Genomic DNA, 17,762 nt, shown 5'->3' with positions numbered 1-17,762 from the left:
TCCCTGGAGAAGCTGATTTCGCGAGTGCCCCCATGGGCTTAGGACAAAAGTCCAGGGTCGGACTCAGACTGGTGGAGGATAGGACCGGGGAGGTGCCGGGGATGCCGGAGCTGTCGCAGGAGACCGAGCGGGGGAGGGCCGTACTGCCCTTCGGGACGGCGGAGGTGACCGGGCCGTCGATGGTGCCGACGCTGCTGCACGGGGATCTGCTCGTGGTGCAGTACGGGGCGCGGATCAGGCCCGGGGACATCGTCGTGCTGCGGCATCCGTTCCAGCAGGACCTGCTGGTGGTCAAGCGGGCCGCCGAGCGGCGGGACGGGGGGTGGTGGGTGCTCGGGGACAACGCGTTCGCCGGCGGGGACAGCACCGATTACGGCGCCGTGCCCGAGGATCTGGTGCTGGGCAAGGTGCGTTTTCGGTACCGGCCGCCGAAGGCCGGTCAGCGCTCGCCGTTCGCGCTCGTCCGCTGGGCGCTCTCGGCCGCCAGGCCCGTCTTCCCCGACCGGTCGGCCTCCAGGCGCTTCCGGGCCCGGTAGGCGGCCACGTTGGCGCGGGTCGCGCAGCGGTCCGAGCAGTAGCGCCGGGAGCGGTTCGTCGAGGTGTCCAGGTAGGCGTTGCGGCACGGCGCGGCCTCGCACAGGCCCAGGCGGTCGACGCCGTACTCGGTGAGATGGAAGGCCAGGCCCATCGCCGCGATCGCCGCGTAGCCGGCGGTCGCGTTCGACGGGTGGTCCGCGAGGTGCATGTGCCAGAGCGGGCGGCCGTCCTCGTCCCGGAAGTTGTGCCCGGAGATCTGCGGGCTCACCGGGAACTCCAGCAGGAGCGAGTTCAGCAGGTTCACCGCGAGCGTCTCGTCGCCGCCGTCCGCCGACTCGAAGACCGCCCGCAGCCGCCCCCGGACCGAACGGAACCGCGTGACGTCGGCGTCGGTGGCGCGACGGGCCGCCTCCTTGTTCGTGCCGAACAGGTCCCGCACGGCCTCGACCGAGGTCAGGGCGTCCTTGCCCCGCGCCGGTTCCTCGGTGTTGACGAGGCGTACGGCGTAGTCCGAGTAATAGGCCAGTTCCACTTGTAGTCCTTACGGAGGCGCTCTATGGTCGTGGGTGCGGTCGGGTAACAGCTGATCGTGCTTCCAGGGTATTACGACAGTGGCATTGCCACAGCGCGTGGACAGGGGGTCCTCATGACGACCGGTGTCGGAACCGACTGGCAGGCCTGGCAGGAGAGCTGGGACCGGCAGCAGGAGTGGTACATGCCCGACCGGGAGGACCGCTTCCGGATCATGCTCGACATGGTCGAGGCCTGCGTCGGGCCCGAGCCGCGCATCCTTGACCTGGCCTGCGGCACCGGCAGCATCACGGCGCGGCTCCTGGACCGCTTCCCGAACGCCACCAGTACCGGTGTCGACCTCGACCCCGCCCTCCTCGCCATCGCCCGCGGCACCTTCGAGGGCGACGAGAGGGTCTCCTTCGTCACCGCCGACCTCAAGGACCCCGAGTGGGCGACGAGGCTGCCGTACGACTCGTACGACGCCGTCCTCACCGCCACGGCCCTGCACTGGTTGCGCAGCGAACCCCTCGCGGCCCTCTACGGCACACTCGCCGGCCTCGTCCGCTACGGCGGCGTCTTCATGAACGCCGACCACATGATCGACGACACCACGCCACGGATCAACGCGATCGAGCGCACCCAGCGCCACGCCCGTATGGATCAGGCCATGAAGAGCGGCGCCCTCGACTGGGCCGACTGGTGGCAACTCGCCGCCCAGGACCCGGTTCTCGCCGCGCCCACGGCCGAGCGCTTCGAGATCTACGGCGATCACGCCGACGGCGACATGCCCTCCCCCGCGCAGCACGCGCGCGTGCTGCGCGAGAAGGGGTTCGGGGAGGCGCGGGCGGTGTGGTGCTCGCCCTCCGACACGTTGCTGCTCGCACTGAAGTAGCCCCGCACACGCGGAAAGAGGCGGTACGGGAAATCCGTACCGCCTCTGCTGCGTCCTGAGGGCCGGCCCGCCGCACTGATAGGAGTGAGGCGGCACGTCGGGGGTGGCGGGCCGGGGAGGGGGAGTGGTGCGGAGAGGCGCGGACACGGCGTTGCACGCCTTTGTCGAGGGCAGACGTACGGCGCTGTTCCGCAGCGCGTATCTGCTGTGCGGGAACCGGGACGAGGCGGAGGACCTCGTTCAGACGGCGCTGGTGAAGGTGGTCCTCGGCGCGCGCCGGCACGGGCGGCTGGACAACCTCGAGGCGTACGCGCGCAAGACGCTGGTCAACACCTTCATCGCGGGACGGCGACGGTTCTGGCGGCGCGAGCAGGCCTACGGCGAAGTGCCGGACGTTCCCGGGGAGTTGGCGGACAACGACACCGGGCTGATGGTGCGGGCGGCGCTCGCGGGACTCACGCCCAAACAGCGGGCCGTGCTGGTGCTGCGCTACTGGGAGGACCTCAGCGTGGCCGCCACGGCGGAGCTGCTCGACATGCGGGAGAGCACCGTCAAGAGCCATGCGGCGAGGGGGCTCGCGGCGATGAGGGCCGTGGTGCGCGAGGGAGGGGAACACGTATGAGTCTCAACGAGGTCGAGCCGCCCGAGGTGAGGGAGTTGCTGGGGCGGGCCCTGGAAGGGGTCCAGGTTCCGTCGGGGGGCGGTACGGAGGCGTTGTTCGCGCGGGCCGCGCGGGTGCGGTCGCGCCGGAGGGGGGTGCTGGCGGGCGTCGTCACGGCCGTGGTCGCGGGGAGCGTGGTGGTCGGACCCGGGCTGCTGTCGGGCGGCGACGGGGGCACGAAGGACGGGAAGCCGCAGGTGACCCAGCCCCCCGGCGCGCGCACCGCGAAAGCGGCCGCCTTCGCGAAGCTGCTGCCCGCCGGTGTCGGGGAGATCCGTGAGGTGAGCATGGACTACGTGCTGTGGAAGGAGACGGAGTTCCCGATGTCCGGCCCGGTCGGCTCGTACTACGGCAGCTACGCGGTCACCAGGGACGGCGGTGTCGGGTTCATCAGGGTCCTCAACTTCACCAGCCCGAAGCCGGTCGCCGGCTGGAGCCACCCCTGTGACATGCCGACCAAGGAGGACTCGGGGACGTGCAGCTACGAGCGGCTGGCGAACGGCGACGTCCTGGAGTTCCGCAAGAACTGGACCCACCTCGCCGTCATGCAGGACACACGCCAGAAGTGGGGCGAGTACCTCATGGTCACGCGCTATCTGAAGAAGGGCGGCACCCTCGAGGTCGACGACACCGCCGGCTTCACGGGCCGGAACTCCCTGGGCCCGCTGCTCGCGTCCCCGCCGCTGACCAGGAGCCAGCTGCGCGAACTGGCCCTGAATCCCGACCTGTTGATGAAGAGTCAGCGATAGGGGAAAGCGGAGGGTACCGATAGGGAAAGCGGAAGGGGCGGTACGAGGATCTCGTACCGCCCCTTCAACTCTCGTACCGTTAGAGCACCTTGGAGAGGAACCCCTGGGTCCGCTCGTGCTGAGGGTTCGTCAGGACGTCACGCGGGTGGCCGGATTCGACCACCACGCCGCCGTCCATGAAGACGAGGCTGTCGCCGACCTCGCGGGCGAAGCCCATCTCGTGGGTGACCACGATCATCGTCATGCCGGACTCGGCGAGGTCGCGCATGACGTCGAGGACGTCACCGACCAGCTCCGGGTCCAGGGCCGACGTCGGCTCGTCGAACAGCATCAGCTTCGGGTCCATCGCCAACGCCCGGGCGATCGCGACCCGTTGCTGCTGGCCGCCGGAGAGCTGGGAGGGGTAGCTCTGGGCCTTGTCGGCCAGTCCCACCCGCTCCAGGAGCTGCATCGCACGCTCCCTGGCCTGCCCCTTGTTGACGCCCCTGACCTGCACCGGCGCCTCGACGATGTTCTCGGCGGCCGTCATGTGCGGGAACAGGTTGAAGCGCTGGAAGACCATGCCGATGTCCCGGCGCTTCACGGCCACTTCGCGGTCGCGCAACTCGTAGAGCTTGTCGCCCTGTTGGCGGTAGCCGACCAGTTCGCCGTCGACGTAGAGCCGGCCGGCGTTGATCTTCTCGAGGTGGTTGATGCACCGCAGGAAGGTCGACTTGCCGGAGCCGGAGGGGCCGATGAGGCAGAACACCTCGCCGGACTTCACCTCCAGGTCGATGCCCTTGAGGACCTCGACCGGGCCGAACGACTTGTGGACGCCCTCGGACTTGACCATCGGGACCGACGGGTCGGTCGTGGTGGACTCGGTCTTGGTGAGCTTGTCGGTCATGCCGCTGCTCCCTTCGGACGGCCGATGGACAGCACGTTCGCCCGGATCTTCTGGAGCGGGGTCGGCGGCAGCGCACGGCTGGAACCGCGGGCGTAGTACCGCTCGACGTAGTACTGCCCGACGCTCAGGACGGACGTCATGATCAGGTACCAGGCGGCGGCGAGGAAGTACATCTCCACCGGGGCACCGGAGTTCTGGCCGATGTCCTGGGCGTAGCGGAAGAGTTCCGGATACTGGACGGCCGCCACGAGCGAGGTCGTCTTCAGCATGTTGATCACTTCGTTGCCCGTGGGCGGCACGATCACCCGCATCGCCTGCGGGATCACGATCCGGCGCAGCGTCTTGGCGTGGCTCATGCCCAGCGCGTGCGACGCCTCGGTCTGGCCCTCGTCGACCGCGAGCAGGCCGGCACGGCAGATCTCCGCCATGTACGCGGCCTCGTTGAGGCCGAGGCCGAGCAGCGCCGTCAGCAACGGCGTCATGAAGTCCGACCAGTAGTTCTTGTAGATCGGACCGAGGTTGATGTACTCGAAGACCAGGCCCAGGTTGAACCAGAGGAACAGCTGGACCAGGACCGGGGTGCCGCGGAAGAACCAGATGTAGAACCAGGCGATCGACGAGGTCACCGGGTTCTTCGACAGCCGCATGACCGCCAGGCCGATGCCGCCGACGATGCCGATCACCATCGACAGGACCGTCAGGAGGAGGGTCTTGTAGACACCGGTCAGGATCCGGTGGTCGAAGAAGTAGTCCGGTACGGCATGCCAGTTGATCTTGCCCTGGCCGAACGCGTAGACGATCGCGACCAGGATGCCGATCGCGATGACGGCGGAGACGTAGCGCCCGTAGTGGCGGACCGGGATGGCCTTGATGGTCCCCGGGCCGGCCGGGGGCGTGTCCACCGGCCCCGCCGTCTTGTCGATGTCAGAAGTCACGGATGTTGCCTCTCAGCGACAGCGGATCCGCGGTCACTTGCCGCCGTTGATGACCGACGACTTGACCGCGCCGTCCTCGGCGCCCCACTTCGTCAGGATCTTCTCGTACTCACCGCTCTTGATCACGGCGTCCATCGCGGCCTGCAGCGCGTCCCGCAGCTGGGTGTCGCTCTTGGCGACCGCGATGCCGTACGGCGCCGCCTCGACCTGGTCGCCGACCAGCTCGAAGTCCTTGCCGCCGCCGGAGGTCTTCACCGCGTAGGCGGCGACCGGGAAGTCGGAGGAGGCCGCGTCGGCGCCACCGGAGCGCAGGCGGGTCTGGGACTGCTGGTCGTCGTCGAAGGCCTCGATGGTGATCTTCTTGCCGCCGGTGCACTTCTTCGTCTCGGACTTGGCGAGGTCCTCGGAGACCGTGCCGCGCTCGACGGCGAGCTTCTTGCCGCACAGGTCGGCCCACGAGGCGATGTTCTCGGTCTGGCCCTTGCGCGTGTAGATCGAGACACCGGCGGTCAGGTAGTCGACGAAGTCGACGCCCTCGCCGACCTTCTTGCCGGTGTCGGGGTCGACGCCGTCCTGGCGGTTCTTGTTGTCCGTCATCGCGGACATGGCGATGTCGTAGCGGTTGGAGCGCAGACCGGTGAGCAGGCCGTCGAACGTGCCGTTCTCGAACTCGAACTTCACGCCGAGCTGCTTGCCCATCGCGGCCGCGAGGTCGGGGTCGAGGCCGACGACGTTGCCGGAGTTGTCCTTGAACTCGACCGGCGCGTACGCGATGTCCGAGCCGACCTTGACGACGCCCGCGCTACGGATCGACGCGGGCAGCTTGGAGGCCAGCGGCGCCGAGCTGGTGGACGCGCTGCTGGAGTCCTTGTCCTTCTTGGTCTGGTCACCGCAACCGGTGAGCAGCAGGGCGCCGGCGACCGCGATCGCACCGACCGCTGTGAGCCGGGTGTGCGCGGCGGTCGTACGACGGGTGAAGCTTGCGGTCATGGTGGTTTCCTCCGGCGGATGGATGGCGGTGCCGACGGGTCGACGAGAACACACACCTTCGGGTGTCGCGACCTCGTGTGATTAGGGCATCTTGCCATTCGGACTGAACCATTCAGGGGACCAGCCATGTCAAAATCGGATAACGGGTGACCCCCGAATCGCATCAGGTCGGTACATCAGGACGGCCTGATCACGGACCATCTGCTGGAATCACTCGTTCCGGCCGGAAGATCTTCGCCATGTCTCACGATGTGATCGATCATCGTTCCGCCCTCGGCCGACGAGATGTGACCTTGCGCCTATTGGACTCGTCCTCGGTGCCGTCCGTCCGGTAAGAAGGTTCTTTACACCCCTCATCCGGGGCTCAGGGCGCGTGTGCGGCGCGCCCGTCGCGCAGGTGCTCGTACGCATCAACTCTCTGGGCCCTGCGCGGTGCCCGCCCACCCCTCACCAGGGAGTGGCCACCCTCAAATCAATGAAGACCTAAGGGGTAAGACAAAGTGGCAGCGGAGATCGTCAATCCTCGCAGCGACAGCAGTACGGATCAGGACGGCGGGGCCGAGCCCCTCGATTCCTTCGATCCGGCGTTCGCGCTGCACCGCGGCGGCAAGATGGCCGTGCAGGCCACCGTGCCGATCCGCGACAAGGACGACCTGTCCCTGGCGTACACACCCGGCGTCGCGCGCGTGTGCACCGCGATCGCGGAGCAGCCGGAACTCGTCCACGACTACACATGGAAGTCGTCCGTGGTCGCGGTCGTGACGGACGGTACGGCCGTGCTCGGACTCGGCGACATCGGTCCCGAGGCCTCCCTCCCCGTCATGGAGGGCAAGGCGATCCTGTTCAAGCAGTTCGGCGGCGTGGACGCGGTGCCGATCGCGCTGGCCTGCACCGGCGTCGACGAGATCATCGAGACCGTGGAGCGCCTCGCGCCCTCCTTCGGGGGCATCAACCTGGAGGACATCTCGGCGCCGCGCTGCTTCGAGATCGAGCGCAGGCTCCAGGAGCGGCTCGACATCCCGGTCTTCCACGACGACCAGCACGGTACGGCGATCGTGACGCTGGCGGCCCTGCGGAACGCGGCGAAGCTGACCGGGCGGGAGCTCGGTGACCTGCGTGCGGTCATCTCGGGTGCTGGTGCGGCCGGGGTGGCCATCGCCAAGTTCCTGCTGGAGGCGGGGCTCGGGGATGTCGCCGTCGCCGACCGCAAGGGCGTCGTCTCGCGCGACCGGGACGACCTCACCCCGGTGAAGCGGGAACTGGCCGAGCTCACCAACAAGGCCGGGCTCTCCGGGACGCTGGAGGCGGCGCTGGAAGGCGCGGACGTCTTCATCGGCGTCTCCGGCGGTACGGTGCCGGAGCCCGCGGTGGCTTCCATGGCGGAGGGTGCGTTCGTCTTCGCGATGGCCAACCCGCATCCCGAGGTGCACCCCGATGTGGCACACAAGTACGCGGCGGTCGTCGCGACGGGGCGGTCCGACTTCCCGAACCAGATCAACAACGTGCTGGCGTTCCCGGGGATCTTCGCGGGCGCGCTTCAGGTGCGGGCCTCTCGAATCACCGAGGGGATGAAGATCGCGGCGGCGGAGGCGTTGGCCGGTGTCGTGGGGGACGATCTCGCGGCGGACTATGTGATTCCGTCGCCGTTCGATGAGCGGGTCGCGCCTGCGGTCACGGCCGCTGTGGCCGCGGCGGCGCGGGCGGAGGGTGTTGCCCGGCGGTAGCTCCGATGGCCCCGTCCGTTCGGGCGGGGCCATTTTTTTGCCCACCCGCCCACCCGTTCGGGTGACTTGAGGGGTGGGCGTAGCCCGTGGGTGGCTCGGGTCCGTCGGCGGGCTCAGGCCGTGGGCCCATTTTTTCCCACCCGCCCACCCGTTCGGTCCGCCTACAGGTGGACCTTGCCTGTGGGTGGCCGGGCTGGTCGGTGGCCGCAGATACCCACGGGCTCCGGCCCGCAGGTACCTACGGGCACCGGGGGCGCAGCCCCCAGAAGACGGTCACGCAAACACCCCGCCCCCCTCGCGCAAGAGGGCATGTGTCACAGCGCGAGGTAGTTCCCTGGTCAACCGGCGGAGCCTATCGTCAAGGTCATGTTCGCCGTCTACGCCGCCCGAATCGACCGCGACCAGCCGCTCTCCGGCCTCGAGTTGGGGGAGCGTCCCGCCCCCGAGGCCCGGCCGGGCTGGAGCACCATCGACGTCAGGGCCGCCTCCCTCAACCACCATGACCTGTGGTCCCTGCGCGGCGTCGGCCTCGCGGAGGACAAGCTGCCGATGATCCTCGGCTGCGACGCGGCCGGCGTCGACGCGGACGGCAACGAGGTCGTCCTGCACTCCGTCATCGGCCAGACCGGTCACGGCGTCGGCCCCAGGGAACCTCGTTCCATCCTCACCGAGCACTACCAGGGCACCTTCGCCGAGCAGGTCGCCGTACCGACGTGGAACGTGCTGCCGAAGCCGAAGGAACTGTCCTTCGCGGAGGCCGCCTGCCTGCCCACGGCCTGGCTGACGGCGTATCGCATGCTCTTCACCAACTCCGGTGTACGGCCCGGTGATTCGGTGCTCGTGCAGGGCGCGGGCGGCGGTGTCGCCACGGCCGCGATCGTGCTCGCCAAGGCGGCCGGGCTGCGGGTCCTCGCGACCAGCCGGGACGAGGCCAAGCGGAAGAGGGCGCTGGAGCTGGGCGCCCTGGAGGCGGTGGAGCCGGGGGCGCGGCTGCCGCAGCGCGTGGACGCCGTCATCGAGACCGTCGGCGCGGCCACCTGGTCCCACTCGGTCAAGTCCCTGAAGCCGGGTGGCACGCTCGTCATCTCCGGTGCCACGAGCGGCGACCGCCCCTCGCACGCCGAACTGACCCGCATCTTCTTCCTCGAACTCAAGGTCGTCGGCTCGACCATGGGCACCAAGGACGAGCTGGAGGACCTGCTCGCCTTCTGCGCCGCGACGGGTGTGCGGCCGGTCATCGACGAGGTCCTCCCGCTGGACCGGGCCCGCGAGGGCTTCGAACGCCTCGACTCCGGCGGCCAGTTCGGCAAGATCGTGCTCACGAACGGCTAGCGCTTCCTCCCGCTTTTTTCTACGACTCTGCGGCCTTCTTTCTACGACTCTGCGGCCGGTCCGGGTTCCCGGGCCGGCCGCAGGCGTATGCCGCCGCGCCGACACCGTCCGTCAACTTTGGTTGACATGGGGGCGATGTCAACGTAAGTTGACACCATGACCGAAGCAACGGATCTCGCCGAGCGCGCGGGTGACCGTGATCCACGGATCGGCCTGCGTGCCGTGTCCGCGCTGCGCAAGCTCGTGGAGCAGCTGGAGGCGGTGCAGGTGCGCAGTGCGCGCAATCGGGGCTGGTCGTGGCAGGAGATCGCCGCGGAACTCGGTGTCAGCAGGCAGGCCGTGCACAAGAAGTACGGGAGGCAGTGATGTTCGAACGGTTCACGAAGGACGCCCGGGCCGTGGTGCAGGGTGCGGTGGCGCAATGCGAGCGGTCGGGGTCCGGTTCCGTCGACCCCGAACACCTGCTGCTGGCTCTCCTCGACCGCCGGGCCAGCCGGGCCTCCTTCGCCCTGACCGCCCTCGGTCTCGCTCCCGAGGAACGCAAGGAGTCCGTACGACAGGCTCTGGGCGACGCGCGCCGACGGGCCGGGCTGTCCCAGTCCGAGGCCGACGCCCTTGCCGGGCTCGGTATCGACGTCGCGGAGATCGTCGCCCGCGTGGAGGAGGTGCACGGCGTCGGGGCGATGTCCGGTGACCGCAAGGACAAGGAGTGGTGGTCGGGCCGCCGTACCTTCAGCCGGGGCGCCAAGAACGTCCTGGAGAAGGCGCTGCGCATCGCCGTCGCCCACCACGACAGGCACATCGGCGACGAGCACTTCCTCCTCGCCCTGACCATCCTCCCCGGCGTGCCGGGCGAGGTGCTCGCCGACCACGGGGTGACACACGAGGCGGCGACGCGGGTGCTGTACGGCGGGGGAGAGGCGAAGGCGGGCTGAGTGGCGGGGGCGGGGTGCCTGGGTCGGGGCGGGGCGCCTGGGTCGGGTGTCCCGGCGCCCCTGTCATGTGTGACGGCTCAGGCCTTGCGGCCACCACGCAGTACCGCCCCGATGTGTGCCGCCGCCGCCGACAAGTGGCGCCGGGTGTCGCGGAGTTGGTCCTCGGTGACCCCGCGGTCGCGGGCCGCGTCGCGGATGTCGTCCCGGAAGCGGTCGAGGAGGCGGTCCAGGTCGCGGGCCGGTTCGCCGGTGGAGTCCTCGTGGGCCCAGGCCGGTTCGTACTCGGCGGGGAAGTCCTCCGGGGTCTGGCCGTACTCGGGCGCCGATCCCCCGGGTGTCGTGGTCGGGGCCGACTTGCCGGTACTCGGCCGCCCCCCGAACCCGAAGTCCTTGCCGAACTCCTTCCCGAAGTCGCCGAATTCCTTGGCCAGTTCGGTGAGGCTCTCCCGCACTCCCGTGGGCCAGTCGCCGCGCGCGAAGTGGTCCTGGGCGTGCTCCTGGACCTGGCGGCCGATGCGCTGCATCTCCTCCTGGGCCTGCGCCCATGCCCGGGCCTGTGCCTCCTTGGCCTGGCGCCGGGCCTGCTGGGCCTCCTCGCGGGCCCGCCGGCTCTCGTCCTTGGCGCGCCGGGCCTGCTCCTTCCACTCCTGCTTGGCGCGGCGCATCTCCTCCTTGGCGGCGCGCCACGACTCCTTGTCACCGAAGTCCGTGAAGTCCCCGGCGGGGGCGTCGTGTTCGCCCGGTCGACCCCGACCGGTCCTCGCTCCCTGCCGGGCCTCGGAGGCCGCCGCGCGCATCTCGCGCCGCAGGTCGCCCGCCGCGCCACGGACGTCGGCCCGGATCTCGGCGGCCAGTTCGGCGACCGACTCGCGGATCTCCAGCTCCAGGTCGGCCAACTCGCCGCTGCGGTCGGCCAGTTCGGCGCGGCCGGCGTCCGTGATGGAGTACACCTTGCGGCCGCCCTCGGTGGTGTGGGTGACCAGGCCTTCGGCCTCGAGCTTGGACAGGCGCGGGTAGACCGTGCCCGCCGACGGCGCGTACAGCCCCTGGAAACGCTCCTCCAGGAGGCGGATGACCTCGTAGCCGTGTCGGGGGGCCTCGTCCAGCAGCTTCAGCAGGTAGAGGCGGAGGCGGCCGTGGGCGAAGACGGGAGGCATGTCAGAGCACCTTCTTGTCGGTCGTGCCGTCGGCCGCGGCGGTGCCGGAAGCATCGTCCGGGCCGGAAACGGAATTGTCCCCCGAGTCGCCCTGAGCCCCGTCCACGGGGGCATGTGCGGTGTCGTCCGAAGCGTCCGGCGCAGGCGCGTCCGCGGTGTCGTCCGAGGAGTCGTCCGACGTGTCCGGTCCCGTGTCTCCGGGCTCCGCCTCCTCGACCGGGTCGCCCTGCCCGCCGCCCTCGGGCCCTGTCGCCGGGTCGGGCTCCGTCGTCACGTCGGGCCCCTTTGTCGGGTCGGCACCCTTTGCCGGATCGGGTCCCTTCGTCATGTCGGCCCGTGTCGCCGTGACCGTCTGCTCCGTGGCCCCGTCCCACGGCCCGTCCTCGTCCTCCGTCGCCGGGCGGCGCAGGAGGGCGATCGAGCCGGAGACGGTCGTTGCCCGCAGCTTGCCGGTGCCCGCGCCCAGGCGGCCGGTGATCTTGTGGGCGCCCCACTGGCCGTGCACCCGCAGTCCGTCGAAGGCGTTGGAGATCGAACCGCTCGCCGTGTTCGCCTCGACGTCGGCGTCCGTCGGATGCGGCAGCCGGATCGCGATCTCGCCCGAGACGTTGGTCAACCGGACATCGGTCGGGCCGTCCGGGTCGAGATCCACGATCATGGAGCCGCTCACCGACTCGGCGCGCACGGAGGGCCCCGAGCCCTCGACGACGGTGAGGTCGCCGGAGACGGAGTGGAAGCGGAGGTCGCCGGTGACGGCCTGGGCCTCCAGGTTCCCCGAGACCGTCTCGGCGCGGACCGTACCGGAGAGGCTGACGAGGGTCGTGTCACCCGTGACGCCTCGCACCACCGAAGGCCCGCTGATCCCGGAGACGACGGCCGCGGCGCCGACCACCCCGACCTCGACCCGGGTGCGCGCGGGAACGGCCAGGGAGACCACCGCGCTGCGCCGCCAGCCCTTCCGGTCGAGCCACTTGAGGAAGCCCTTCCAGGGCAGGTCCTCGTACGCCACCGTCAGCGTGCCGTTCTCCTGGGTCACCACGAGGGGCGGCCCGTCGATCTCGGAGATCTCGAGACGGGCGGAACCCTCGTCCGTCCCCACGACGTTCACCGTTCCGTTGACGATGCGTACATGGAGATCGCTCACGGGCTCGTCGAACGTGAGCTTCCTGGGCTCTGCGACGGACCACTCGGACATGATGCAGACCTCCTCGGCCGAACCGGACAGGACACGACGCGCCATATCGCGTCTTCCGAGAAACACGATATATCGTGGATGCGGAAAGTCAAGACACTCGTTCCGGTGGTCGGTGACCGGCCGCCGGCCCACCGCACACCCGACGAAATTCGCCAATGTGTCCTAGCGTGTGACCATGTCGACGGAGAAGTCCCAGGCCGGACGCCGGACCGGTGCCACCCCGGGCGCCCTGCTGCTCTGCCGGGCGGAACCCGAGTCCGTCGCCCAGGCGGCACATCTGCTCCGCGAACGCATGCTGCTGACCCGCGCGGGCGACGACTGGAGTGTGCTCGTCCCCGAGGGCAAGCCCTGGCTGCACGGCGACGAACCGGTCGACCGCGTCCTCACCGGCTGGGCCACGGCACTCGCCGTCGGCGCCCCCTGGCCCGTACTCGCCCTGTGGTGGGACGCCGACCGCGCGGGCTACACCCTGGCCTCGGGTTTCCGCCGCCCCGTCGGCTACGTCTGGCTCACCGACGGCACGCCCGCCGGCGAGGACGAGGCCATGCGCACCTTCGCCGCCCGCCTGGGCCTGGATCCCGTACTGGACCTGCAGTCCCTCGACCACCTGACGAAACCCGACCCCGAGGCCGACGCCCGCACCCGCCTGCGCGGCCTCCTGGCGGTCCTCACGCGCGCGGGAGTGGCACTTCCGGCAGGGCTCACCCCTGGTGAACCGGCCGACCGCCTCCGGGAGATCGCCCGCGTCCAACCCGACGCCCAGCAGGTCGAGTGGTCGGGCTGGCGCGAGGCCGTCCGCGCGGAACTCGACGCGGTCGACAGCAGCCGCCTCGGCCCCTGGATGCCCTGGTCCGGCACACCCGCCGCCCGCGCCCTGGCCCTCGCCCAGGTGACGGCGGGCCTTCCCCTCACGGCCTGGGGCCTACGACGCCGTAGCGGAGGCTGGACCGTCGCGGGGACGCTTCTCCTGGCCCACGGGGCACTGGGCCTTGCCTACGACCTCGCCCGCCCGCGCGACTGACGCCGTCGGCGGGGCCGTCGTAGAAACTCGTGCCGTGCGAACTCGTGCCGTAGGAACTACTCGTCGTCGTCCTCGTCGTCCAGTCGCGCCAGCCATGTCGCCAGGCGTTCCACCGGGACCTCGAAGTCCGGGTTCAGGTCGACGAAGGTGCGCAGTTGCTCGGCCAGCCACTCGAAGGTGACCTCTTCCTCGCCGCGCCGCTTCTCCAGTTCCTCGATGCCACGGTCCGTGAAGTACATGGGTCAAGGATAAGTGCGCGCAAACGGCCGGGCCGCACCCCCGGAGTGGGGGTGCGGCCCGGCCGCGTACGACAGGTCGGGGCGGTTACGCCTCGAACACCTCACGCACCAACTGCTCCTGCTCCGCCTGGTGCCGCTTGGCGGAGCCGACGGCCGGGGACGAGCCGTGCGGGCGGGAGATCCGCCGCAGGCGCTCGCCGTGGGGCACGTCCGCGCCGACCGCCAGGTCCAGGTGGTCGATCAGGTTCAGGGCGATGAACGGCCAGGCGCCCTGGTTGGCCGGCTCCTCCTGGGCCCAGAGGTACTTCTCGGCGTTCGGGTACTTGGCGATCTCGGCCTGGACCTCGGCACCGGGCAGCGGGTACAGCCGCTCGAGGCGGATGATCGCCGTGTCCGTGGAGCCGCGCTTGACCCGCTCGGCGTCCAGGTCGTAGTACAGCTTGCCGGTGACGAAGACGACCTTGCGGACGGCCGCCGGGTCCGTCACCGACGCGTCGCCGATGACCGGGCGGAACTGACCCGTCGTGAACTCCTCCGTCTTCGACGCGGCGGCCTTGAGGCGCAGCATCGACTTCGGGGTGAAGACCACCAGCGGCTTGTGGTGCGGGTTGTGCACCTGCCACCGCAGGAGGTGGAAGTAGTTCGACGGGAGGGTCGGCATCGCGACCGTCATGTTGTTCTGCGCGCAGAGCTGGAGGAAGCGCTCCACGCGGGCCGAGGAGTGGTCCGGGCCCTGGCCCTCGTAGCCGTGGGGGAGGAGGAGGGTGACGCCAGAGGTCTGGCCCCACTTCTGCTCCGCCGCCGAGATGTACTCGTCGACCACCGTCTGCGCGCCGTTGACGAAGTCGCCGAACTGCGCCTCCCACATCACGAGCGCGTCGGGGCGGGCCAGCGAGTAGCCGTACTCGAAGCCCATGACCGCGTACTCGGAGAGGAGGGAGTCGTAGACGTTGTAGCGCGCCTGGTCCTCGGAGAGGTACTGGAGCGGGGTGTAGTCCTCGCCCGTCCGACGGTCGATGAGGACCGCGTGACGCTGGCCGAACGTGCCTCGGCGGGAGTCCTGGCCCGACAACCTGACAGGCGTGCCTTCGAGCAGCAGCGAACCGATCGCGAGCGTCTCGCCCATGCCCCAGTCGATCGTGCCGTCCTCGACCATCGTCGCCCGGCGCTGCAGCTGGGGCAGCAGACGCGGGTGGACGTGGAAGCTGTCCGGGATGTTGACCTGGGACTCGGCGATCCGCTTGACGACCTCCGTGGAGATCGCGGTGGAGACCGCGACGGGGAACTCGGCCTGCGGGTCCGACATCGGGGCGGCGCCGGGCTGGGCCGTCGCCTCGCGGACCTCCGTGAAGACCTTCTCCAGCTGGCCCTGGTAGTCCTGGAGGGCCTGCTCGGCCTCCTCGAGGGTGATGTCACCGCGACCGATGAGGGACTCGGTGTACAGCTTGCGCACCGAGCGCTTCTTGTCGATCAGGTCGTACATCAAGGGCTGGGTGAAGGCCGGGTTGTCCGACTCGTTGTGACCGCGGCGGCGGTAGCAGATGAGGTCGATCACCACGTCCTTGTTGAACGCCTGGCGGAACTCGAAGGCGAGCCGCGCGACGCGGACCACTGCCTCCGGGTCGTCGCCGTTCACGTGGAAGATCGGGGCCTCGATCATGCGGGCCACGTCCGTGGCGTACATCGAGGAACGCGACGACTCGGGAGCCGCCGTGAAGCCGACCTGGTTGTTGATGACGATGTGGATCGTGCCGCCGGTGCGGTAGCCGCGCAGCTGAGACATGTTGAGCGTCTCGGCCACCACGCCCTGGCCCGCGAAGGCCGCGTCACCGTGCAGGGCGAGCGGCAGGACCGTGAAGTCCGTGCCGCCCTTGTTGATGATGTCCTGGCGGGCGCGGACGATGCCCTCGATGATCGGGTCGACCGTCTCCAGGTGGGACGGGTTCGCCGCGAGGGTGACCTTGATCTGCTCGCCGTCCAGGCCGGTGAACGTGCCCTTGGCGCCCAGGTGGTACTTCACGTCGCCGGAGCCGTGCATCGACTTCGGGTCGAGGTTGCCCTCGAACTCCCGGAAGATCTGGGCGTACGACTTGCCGACGATGTTGGCCAGGACGTTCAGGCGGCCGCGGTGGGCCATGCCGATGACGACCTCGTCGAGGCGCGACTCGGCCGCGCTGTCGATGACCGCGTCGAGGAGCGGGATGACCGACTCGCCGCCCTCAAGAGAGAAGCGCTTCTGGCCTACGTACTTCGTCTGCAGGAAGGTCTCGAAGGCCTCCGCCGCGTTCAGGCGGCGCAGGATGCGCAGTTGCTCCTCGCGCTCCGGCTTGGAGTGCGAGCGCTCGATGCGGTCCTGGATCCACTTGCGCTGCTTCGGGTCCTGGATGTGCATGAACTCGATGCCCGTGGTGCGGCAGTACGAGTCGCGCAGCACGCCCAGGATGTCGCGCAGCTTCATCAGGGACTTGCCGGCGAAGCCGCCGACCGCGAACTCCCGCTCCAGGTCCCACAGGGTGAGGCCGTGCTCGGTGATGTCCAGGTCGGGGTGCTTGCGCTGGCGGTACTCCAGCGGGTCGGTGTCGGCCATGACGTGGCCGCGGACCCGGTAGGAGTGGATGAGCTCGAAGACGCGGGCGGCCTTCGTCACGTCGTTGTCGTGCGACGCGTCGATGTCCTTGAGCCAGCGGACCGGCTCGTAGGGGATGCGCAGCGCCTCGAAGATCTCGTCGTAGAAGCCGCTCTCGCCGAGCAGGAGGTTGGCGACGATCCGCAGGAACTCGCCGGAGGCGGCGCCCTGGATGACCCGGTGGTCGTAGGTCGACGTGAGCGTCATGACCTTCGAGATGCCGAGCTTGTTCAGGGTGTCCTGGCTGGTGCCCTGGAACTCCGCGGGGTAGTCCATGGAGCCGACGCCCATGATGACCGACTGACCGGGCATCAGGCGGGGGACCGAGTGGACGGTGCCGAGGCCGCCGGGGTTGGTCAGGGAGACCGTGACGCCGGTGAAGTCGTCCATCGTCAGCTTGCCGTCGCGGGCGCGGCGGACGATGTCCTCGTAGGCCTGCCAGAACTCGAAGAAGTTCAGCGTCTCGGCCTTCTTGATGCCGGCGACGACGAGCTGGCGGTCGCCGTTGGGCTTCACCAGGTCGATGGCGAGACCGAAGTTGACGTGCTCCGGCTTGACCAGGGTCGGCTTGCCGTCCTTCTCCTGGAAGGAGTAGTTCATCGACGGCATGGCCTTGATGGCCTGCACCATCGCGTAGCCGATGAGGTGGGTGAAGGAGATCTTCCCGCCCCGGGCGCGCTTCAGGTGGTTGTTGATGACGATGCGGTTGTCGAAGAGCAGCTTGACCGGGACCGCGCGCACGGACGTGGCCGTGGGCACCTCGATCGAGGCGTTCATGTTCTTCGCGACTGCGGCGGCGGGGCCGCGCAGCGTCACGTACTCGGGACCGCCAAGGGCCTCCGTCGCGGGCTCGGCCTTGGGCTTCGCGACCGCGGCGGGCTTGGCGGGGGCCGGAGCGGGGGCTACGGCCTTCACCGGCGCCGGAGCGGCGGCTGCGGGCGCCGGCGCGGGGACCGCCGGAGCCGGGGGCGCGACAGGAGCAGCCGGAGCCGGGGCTACGGGTGCGGCCGGGGCCGGAGCAGGGGTGGTGGTTCCTGCGGCCCCCGCGGCCGCAGTACCCGCCGAGGTCGAGGTCGGGGCGGAGGCCGCGCCCGGCTTGTAGTCGGCGAAGAAGTCCCACCAGGCTCGGTCTACCGAGTTCGGATCCTGGAGGTACTGCTGATAGATCTCGTCGACGAGCCACTCGTTGGGACCGAACGCCGCCGCGGGATTCTTACCCGCGGCTTGGTCGGACTCGGTCGAGATGGTCGAGTTACTGGGGGACTGTGACGACACGGCGGCAACCGCCCTCTTCCGCTTCACAAGGTGATGGACAGCGGGAATTAAGGCTACGCCCCCATGACCGCCAAGGTCAGGTCGGGCCGGTCCAT

17 protein-coding genes are annotated in these 17,762 nt (G+C 69.7%); 9 read left to right on the top strand and 8 right to left on the bottom strand.

What is annotated here, in order from left to right; all coding sequences use genetic code 11:
* The first annotated feature begins 101 nt into the window (after nt 1–101).
* Nucleotides 102–536, top strand: coding sequence for a nickel-type superoxide dismutase maturation protease (gene sodX, locus OO70_RS22550; RefSeq protein ID WP_043674905.1), 435 nt, complete (start codon nt 102–104; stop codon nt 534–536).
* On the opposite strand, the gene OO70_RS22545 is transcribed toward sodX, so the two are convergent.
* A complete protein-coding gene (locus OO70_RS22545) occupies nt 440–1,069 on the bottom strand; it encodes a CGNR zinc finger domain-containing protein (RefSeq protein WP_043674375.1) in 630 nt (209 codons plus the stop codon). The two genes, sodX and OO70_RS22545, sit on opposite strands and share 97 nt — an antisense overlap.
* Nucleotides 1,070–1,183: 114 nt before the next feature.
* Between OO70_RS22545 and OO70_RS22540 the strand changes: the two genes are divergently transcribed.
* From OO70_RS22540 to OO70_RS22530, 3 genes are all read left to right on the top strand, one after another.
* A complete protein-coding gene (locus OO70_RS22540; RefSeq protein ID WP_043674373.1) occupies nt 1,184–1,942 on the top strand; it encodes a class I SAM-dependent methyltransferase in 759 nt (252 codons plus the stop codon).
* A 127-nt stretch (nt 1,943–2,069) separates the two neighbouring features.
* On the top strand, nt 2,070–2,564 hold the full coding sequence (locus OO70_RS22535; protein WP_043674902.1) for a SigE family RNA polymerase sigma factor: 495 nt from the start codon (nt 2,070–2,072) through the stop codon (nt 2,562–2,564).
* The gene (locus OO70_RS22530) at nt 2,561–3,352 is read left to right on the top strand and encodes a hypothetical protein (RefSeq protein ID WP_043674369.1); all 792 of its coding nucleotides are present in this window, start codon (nt 2,561–2,563) and stop codon (nt 3,350–3,352) included. The genes OO70_RS22535 and OO70_RS22530 overlap by 4 nt, the downstream gene beginning before the upstream one ends.
* A gap of 79 nt (nt 3,353–3,431) precedes the next feature.
* Here the strand turns inward: OO70_RS22530 and OO70_RS22525 are convergent, their stop codons facing one another.
* The 3 genes from OO70_RS22525 to OO70_RS22515 are packed head-to-tail and all read right to left on the bottom strand — an operon-like array spanning nt 3,432 to nt 6,163.
* The gene (locus tag OO70_RS22525; protein ID WP_324604869.1) at nt 3,432–4,238 is read right to left on the bottom strand and encodes an amino acid ABC transporter ATP-binding protein; all 807 of its coding nucleotides are present in this window, start codon (nt 4,236–4,238) and stop codon (nt 3,432–3,434) included.
* On the bottom strand, nt 4,235–5,173 hold the full coding sequence (locus tag OO70_RS22520; RefSeq protein WP_043674368.1) for an amino acid ABC transporter permease: 939 nt from the start codon (nt 5,171–5,173) through the stop codon (nt 4,235–4,237). Before OO70_RS22520 ends, OO70_RS22525 begins: the two co-directional genes overlap by 4 nt.
* Before the next feature lie 33 nt (nt 5,174–5,206).
* Nucleotides 5,207–6,163 carry an ABC transporter substrate-binding protein gene (locus OO70_RS22515; protein WP_043674364.1) on the bottom strand — a complete coding sequence of 319 codons (957 nt, stop codon included), beginning with the start codon at nt 6,161–6,163 and terminating at the stop codon, nt 5,207–5,209.
* A gap of 500 nt (nt 6,164–6,663) precedes the next feature.
* Between OO70_RS22515 and OO70_RS22510 the strand changes: the two genes are divergently transcribed.
* The 4 genes from OO70_RS22510 to OO70_RS22495 all read left to right on the top strand — a co-directional run bounded on the left by OO70_RS22510 (nt 6,664) and on the right by OO70_RS22495 (nt 10,154).
* Nucleotides 6,664–7,887 carry an NAD(P)-dependent malic enzyme gene (locus OO70_RS22510; RefSeq protein WP_043674361.1) on the top strand — a complete coding sequence of 408 codons (1,224 nt, stop codon included), beginning with the start codon at nt 6,664–6,666 and terminating at the stop codon, nt 7,885–7,887.
* Between the two features lie 366 nt (nt 7,888–8,253).
* Nucleotides 8,254–9,219: a zinc-binding dehydrogenase gene (locus tag OO70_RS22505; protein WP_043674358.1), complete on the top strand. Its 966-nt coding sequence runs from the start codon at nt 8,254–8,256 to the stop codon at nt 9,217–9,219.
* A 156-nt stretch (nt 9,220–9,375) separates the two neighbouring features.
* A complete protein-coding gene (locus OO70_RS22500; RefSeq protein WP_043674355.1) occupies nt 9,376–9,585 on the top strand; it encodes a helix-turn-helix domain-containing protein in 210 nt (69 codons plus the stop codon).
* Complete coding sequence (locus OO70_RS22495; RefSeq protein ID WP_043674354.1) at nt 9,585–10,154, top strand: Clp protease N-terminal domain-containing protein; 570 nt, start codon at nt 9,585–9,587, stop codon at nt 10,152–10,154. The genes OO70_RS22500 and OO70_RS22495 overlap by 1 nt, the downstream gene beginning before the upstream one ends.
* 77 nt (nt 10,155–10,231) lie before the next feature.
* Here the strand turns inward: OO70_RS22495 and OO70_RS22490 are convergent, their stop codons facing one another.
* Both OO70_RS22490 and OO70_RS22485 read right to left on the bottom strand, forming a co-directional pair.
* Nucleotides 10,232–11,311: a PadR family transcriptional regulator gene (locus tag OO70_RS22490; protein ID WP_043674351.1), complete on the bottom strand. Its 1,080-nt coding sequence runs from the start codon at nt 11,309–11,311 to the stop codon at nt 10,232–10,234.
* 1 nt (nt 11,312) lies between these two features.
* Nucleotides 11,313–12,506 carry a DUF4097 family beta strand repeat-containing protein gene (locus OO70_RS22485; protein WP_078651530.1) on the bottom strand — a complete coding sequence of 398 codons (1,194 nt, stop codon included), beginning with the start codon at nt 12,504–12,506 and terminating at the stop codon, nt 11,313–11,315.
* Nucleotides 12,507–12,681: 175 nt separating this feature from the next.
* On the opposite strand from OO70_RS22485, the gene OO70_RS22480 reads away from it, so the two are divergent.
* Nucleotides 12,682–13,527, top strand: coding sequence for a hypothetical protein (locus OO70_RS22480; RefSeq protein WP_043674897.1), 846 nt, complete (start codon nt 12,682–12,684; stop codon nt 13,525–13,527).
* Between the two features lie 56 nt (nt 13,528–13,583).
* Here the strand turns inward: OO70_RS22480 and OO70_RS22475 are convergent, their stop codons facing one another.
* Entirely contained in the window at nt 13,584–13,766 is a 183-nt protein-coding gene (locus OO70_RS22475; RefSeq protein ID WP_019075209.1) for a DUF6104 family protein, read from the bottom strand.
* An 85-nt stretch (nt 13,767–13,851) separates the two neighbouring features.
* Nucleotides 13,852–17,667: a multifunctional oxoglutarate decarboxylase/oxoglutarate dehydrogenase thiamine pyrophosphate-binding subunit/dihydrolipoyllysine-residue succinyltransferase subunit gene (locus OO70_RS22470; protein WP_043674344.1), complete on the bottom strand. Its 3,816-nt coding sequence runs from the start codon at nt 17,665–17,667 to the stop codon at nt 13,852–13,854.
* Nucleotides 17,668–17,762 lie beyond the last annotated feature (95 nt).

The organism is Streptomyces xylophagus (genome assembly GCF_000716435.1).
Classification (GTDB): domain Bacteria; phylum Actinomycetota; class Actinomycetes; order Streptomycetales; family Streptomycetaceae; genus Streptomyces; species Streptomyces xylophagus.
The sequence above is the reverse complement of the archived record's forward strand: the minus strand, read 5'-3'. Positions and strand labels throughout refer to the sequence as shown.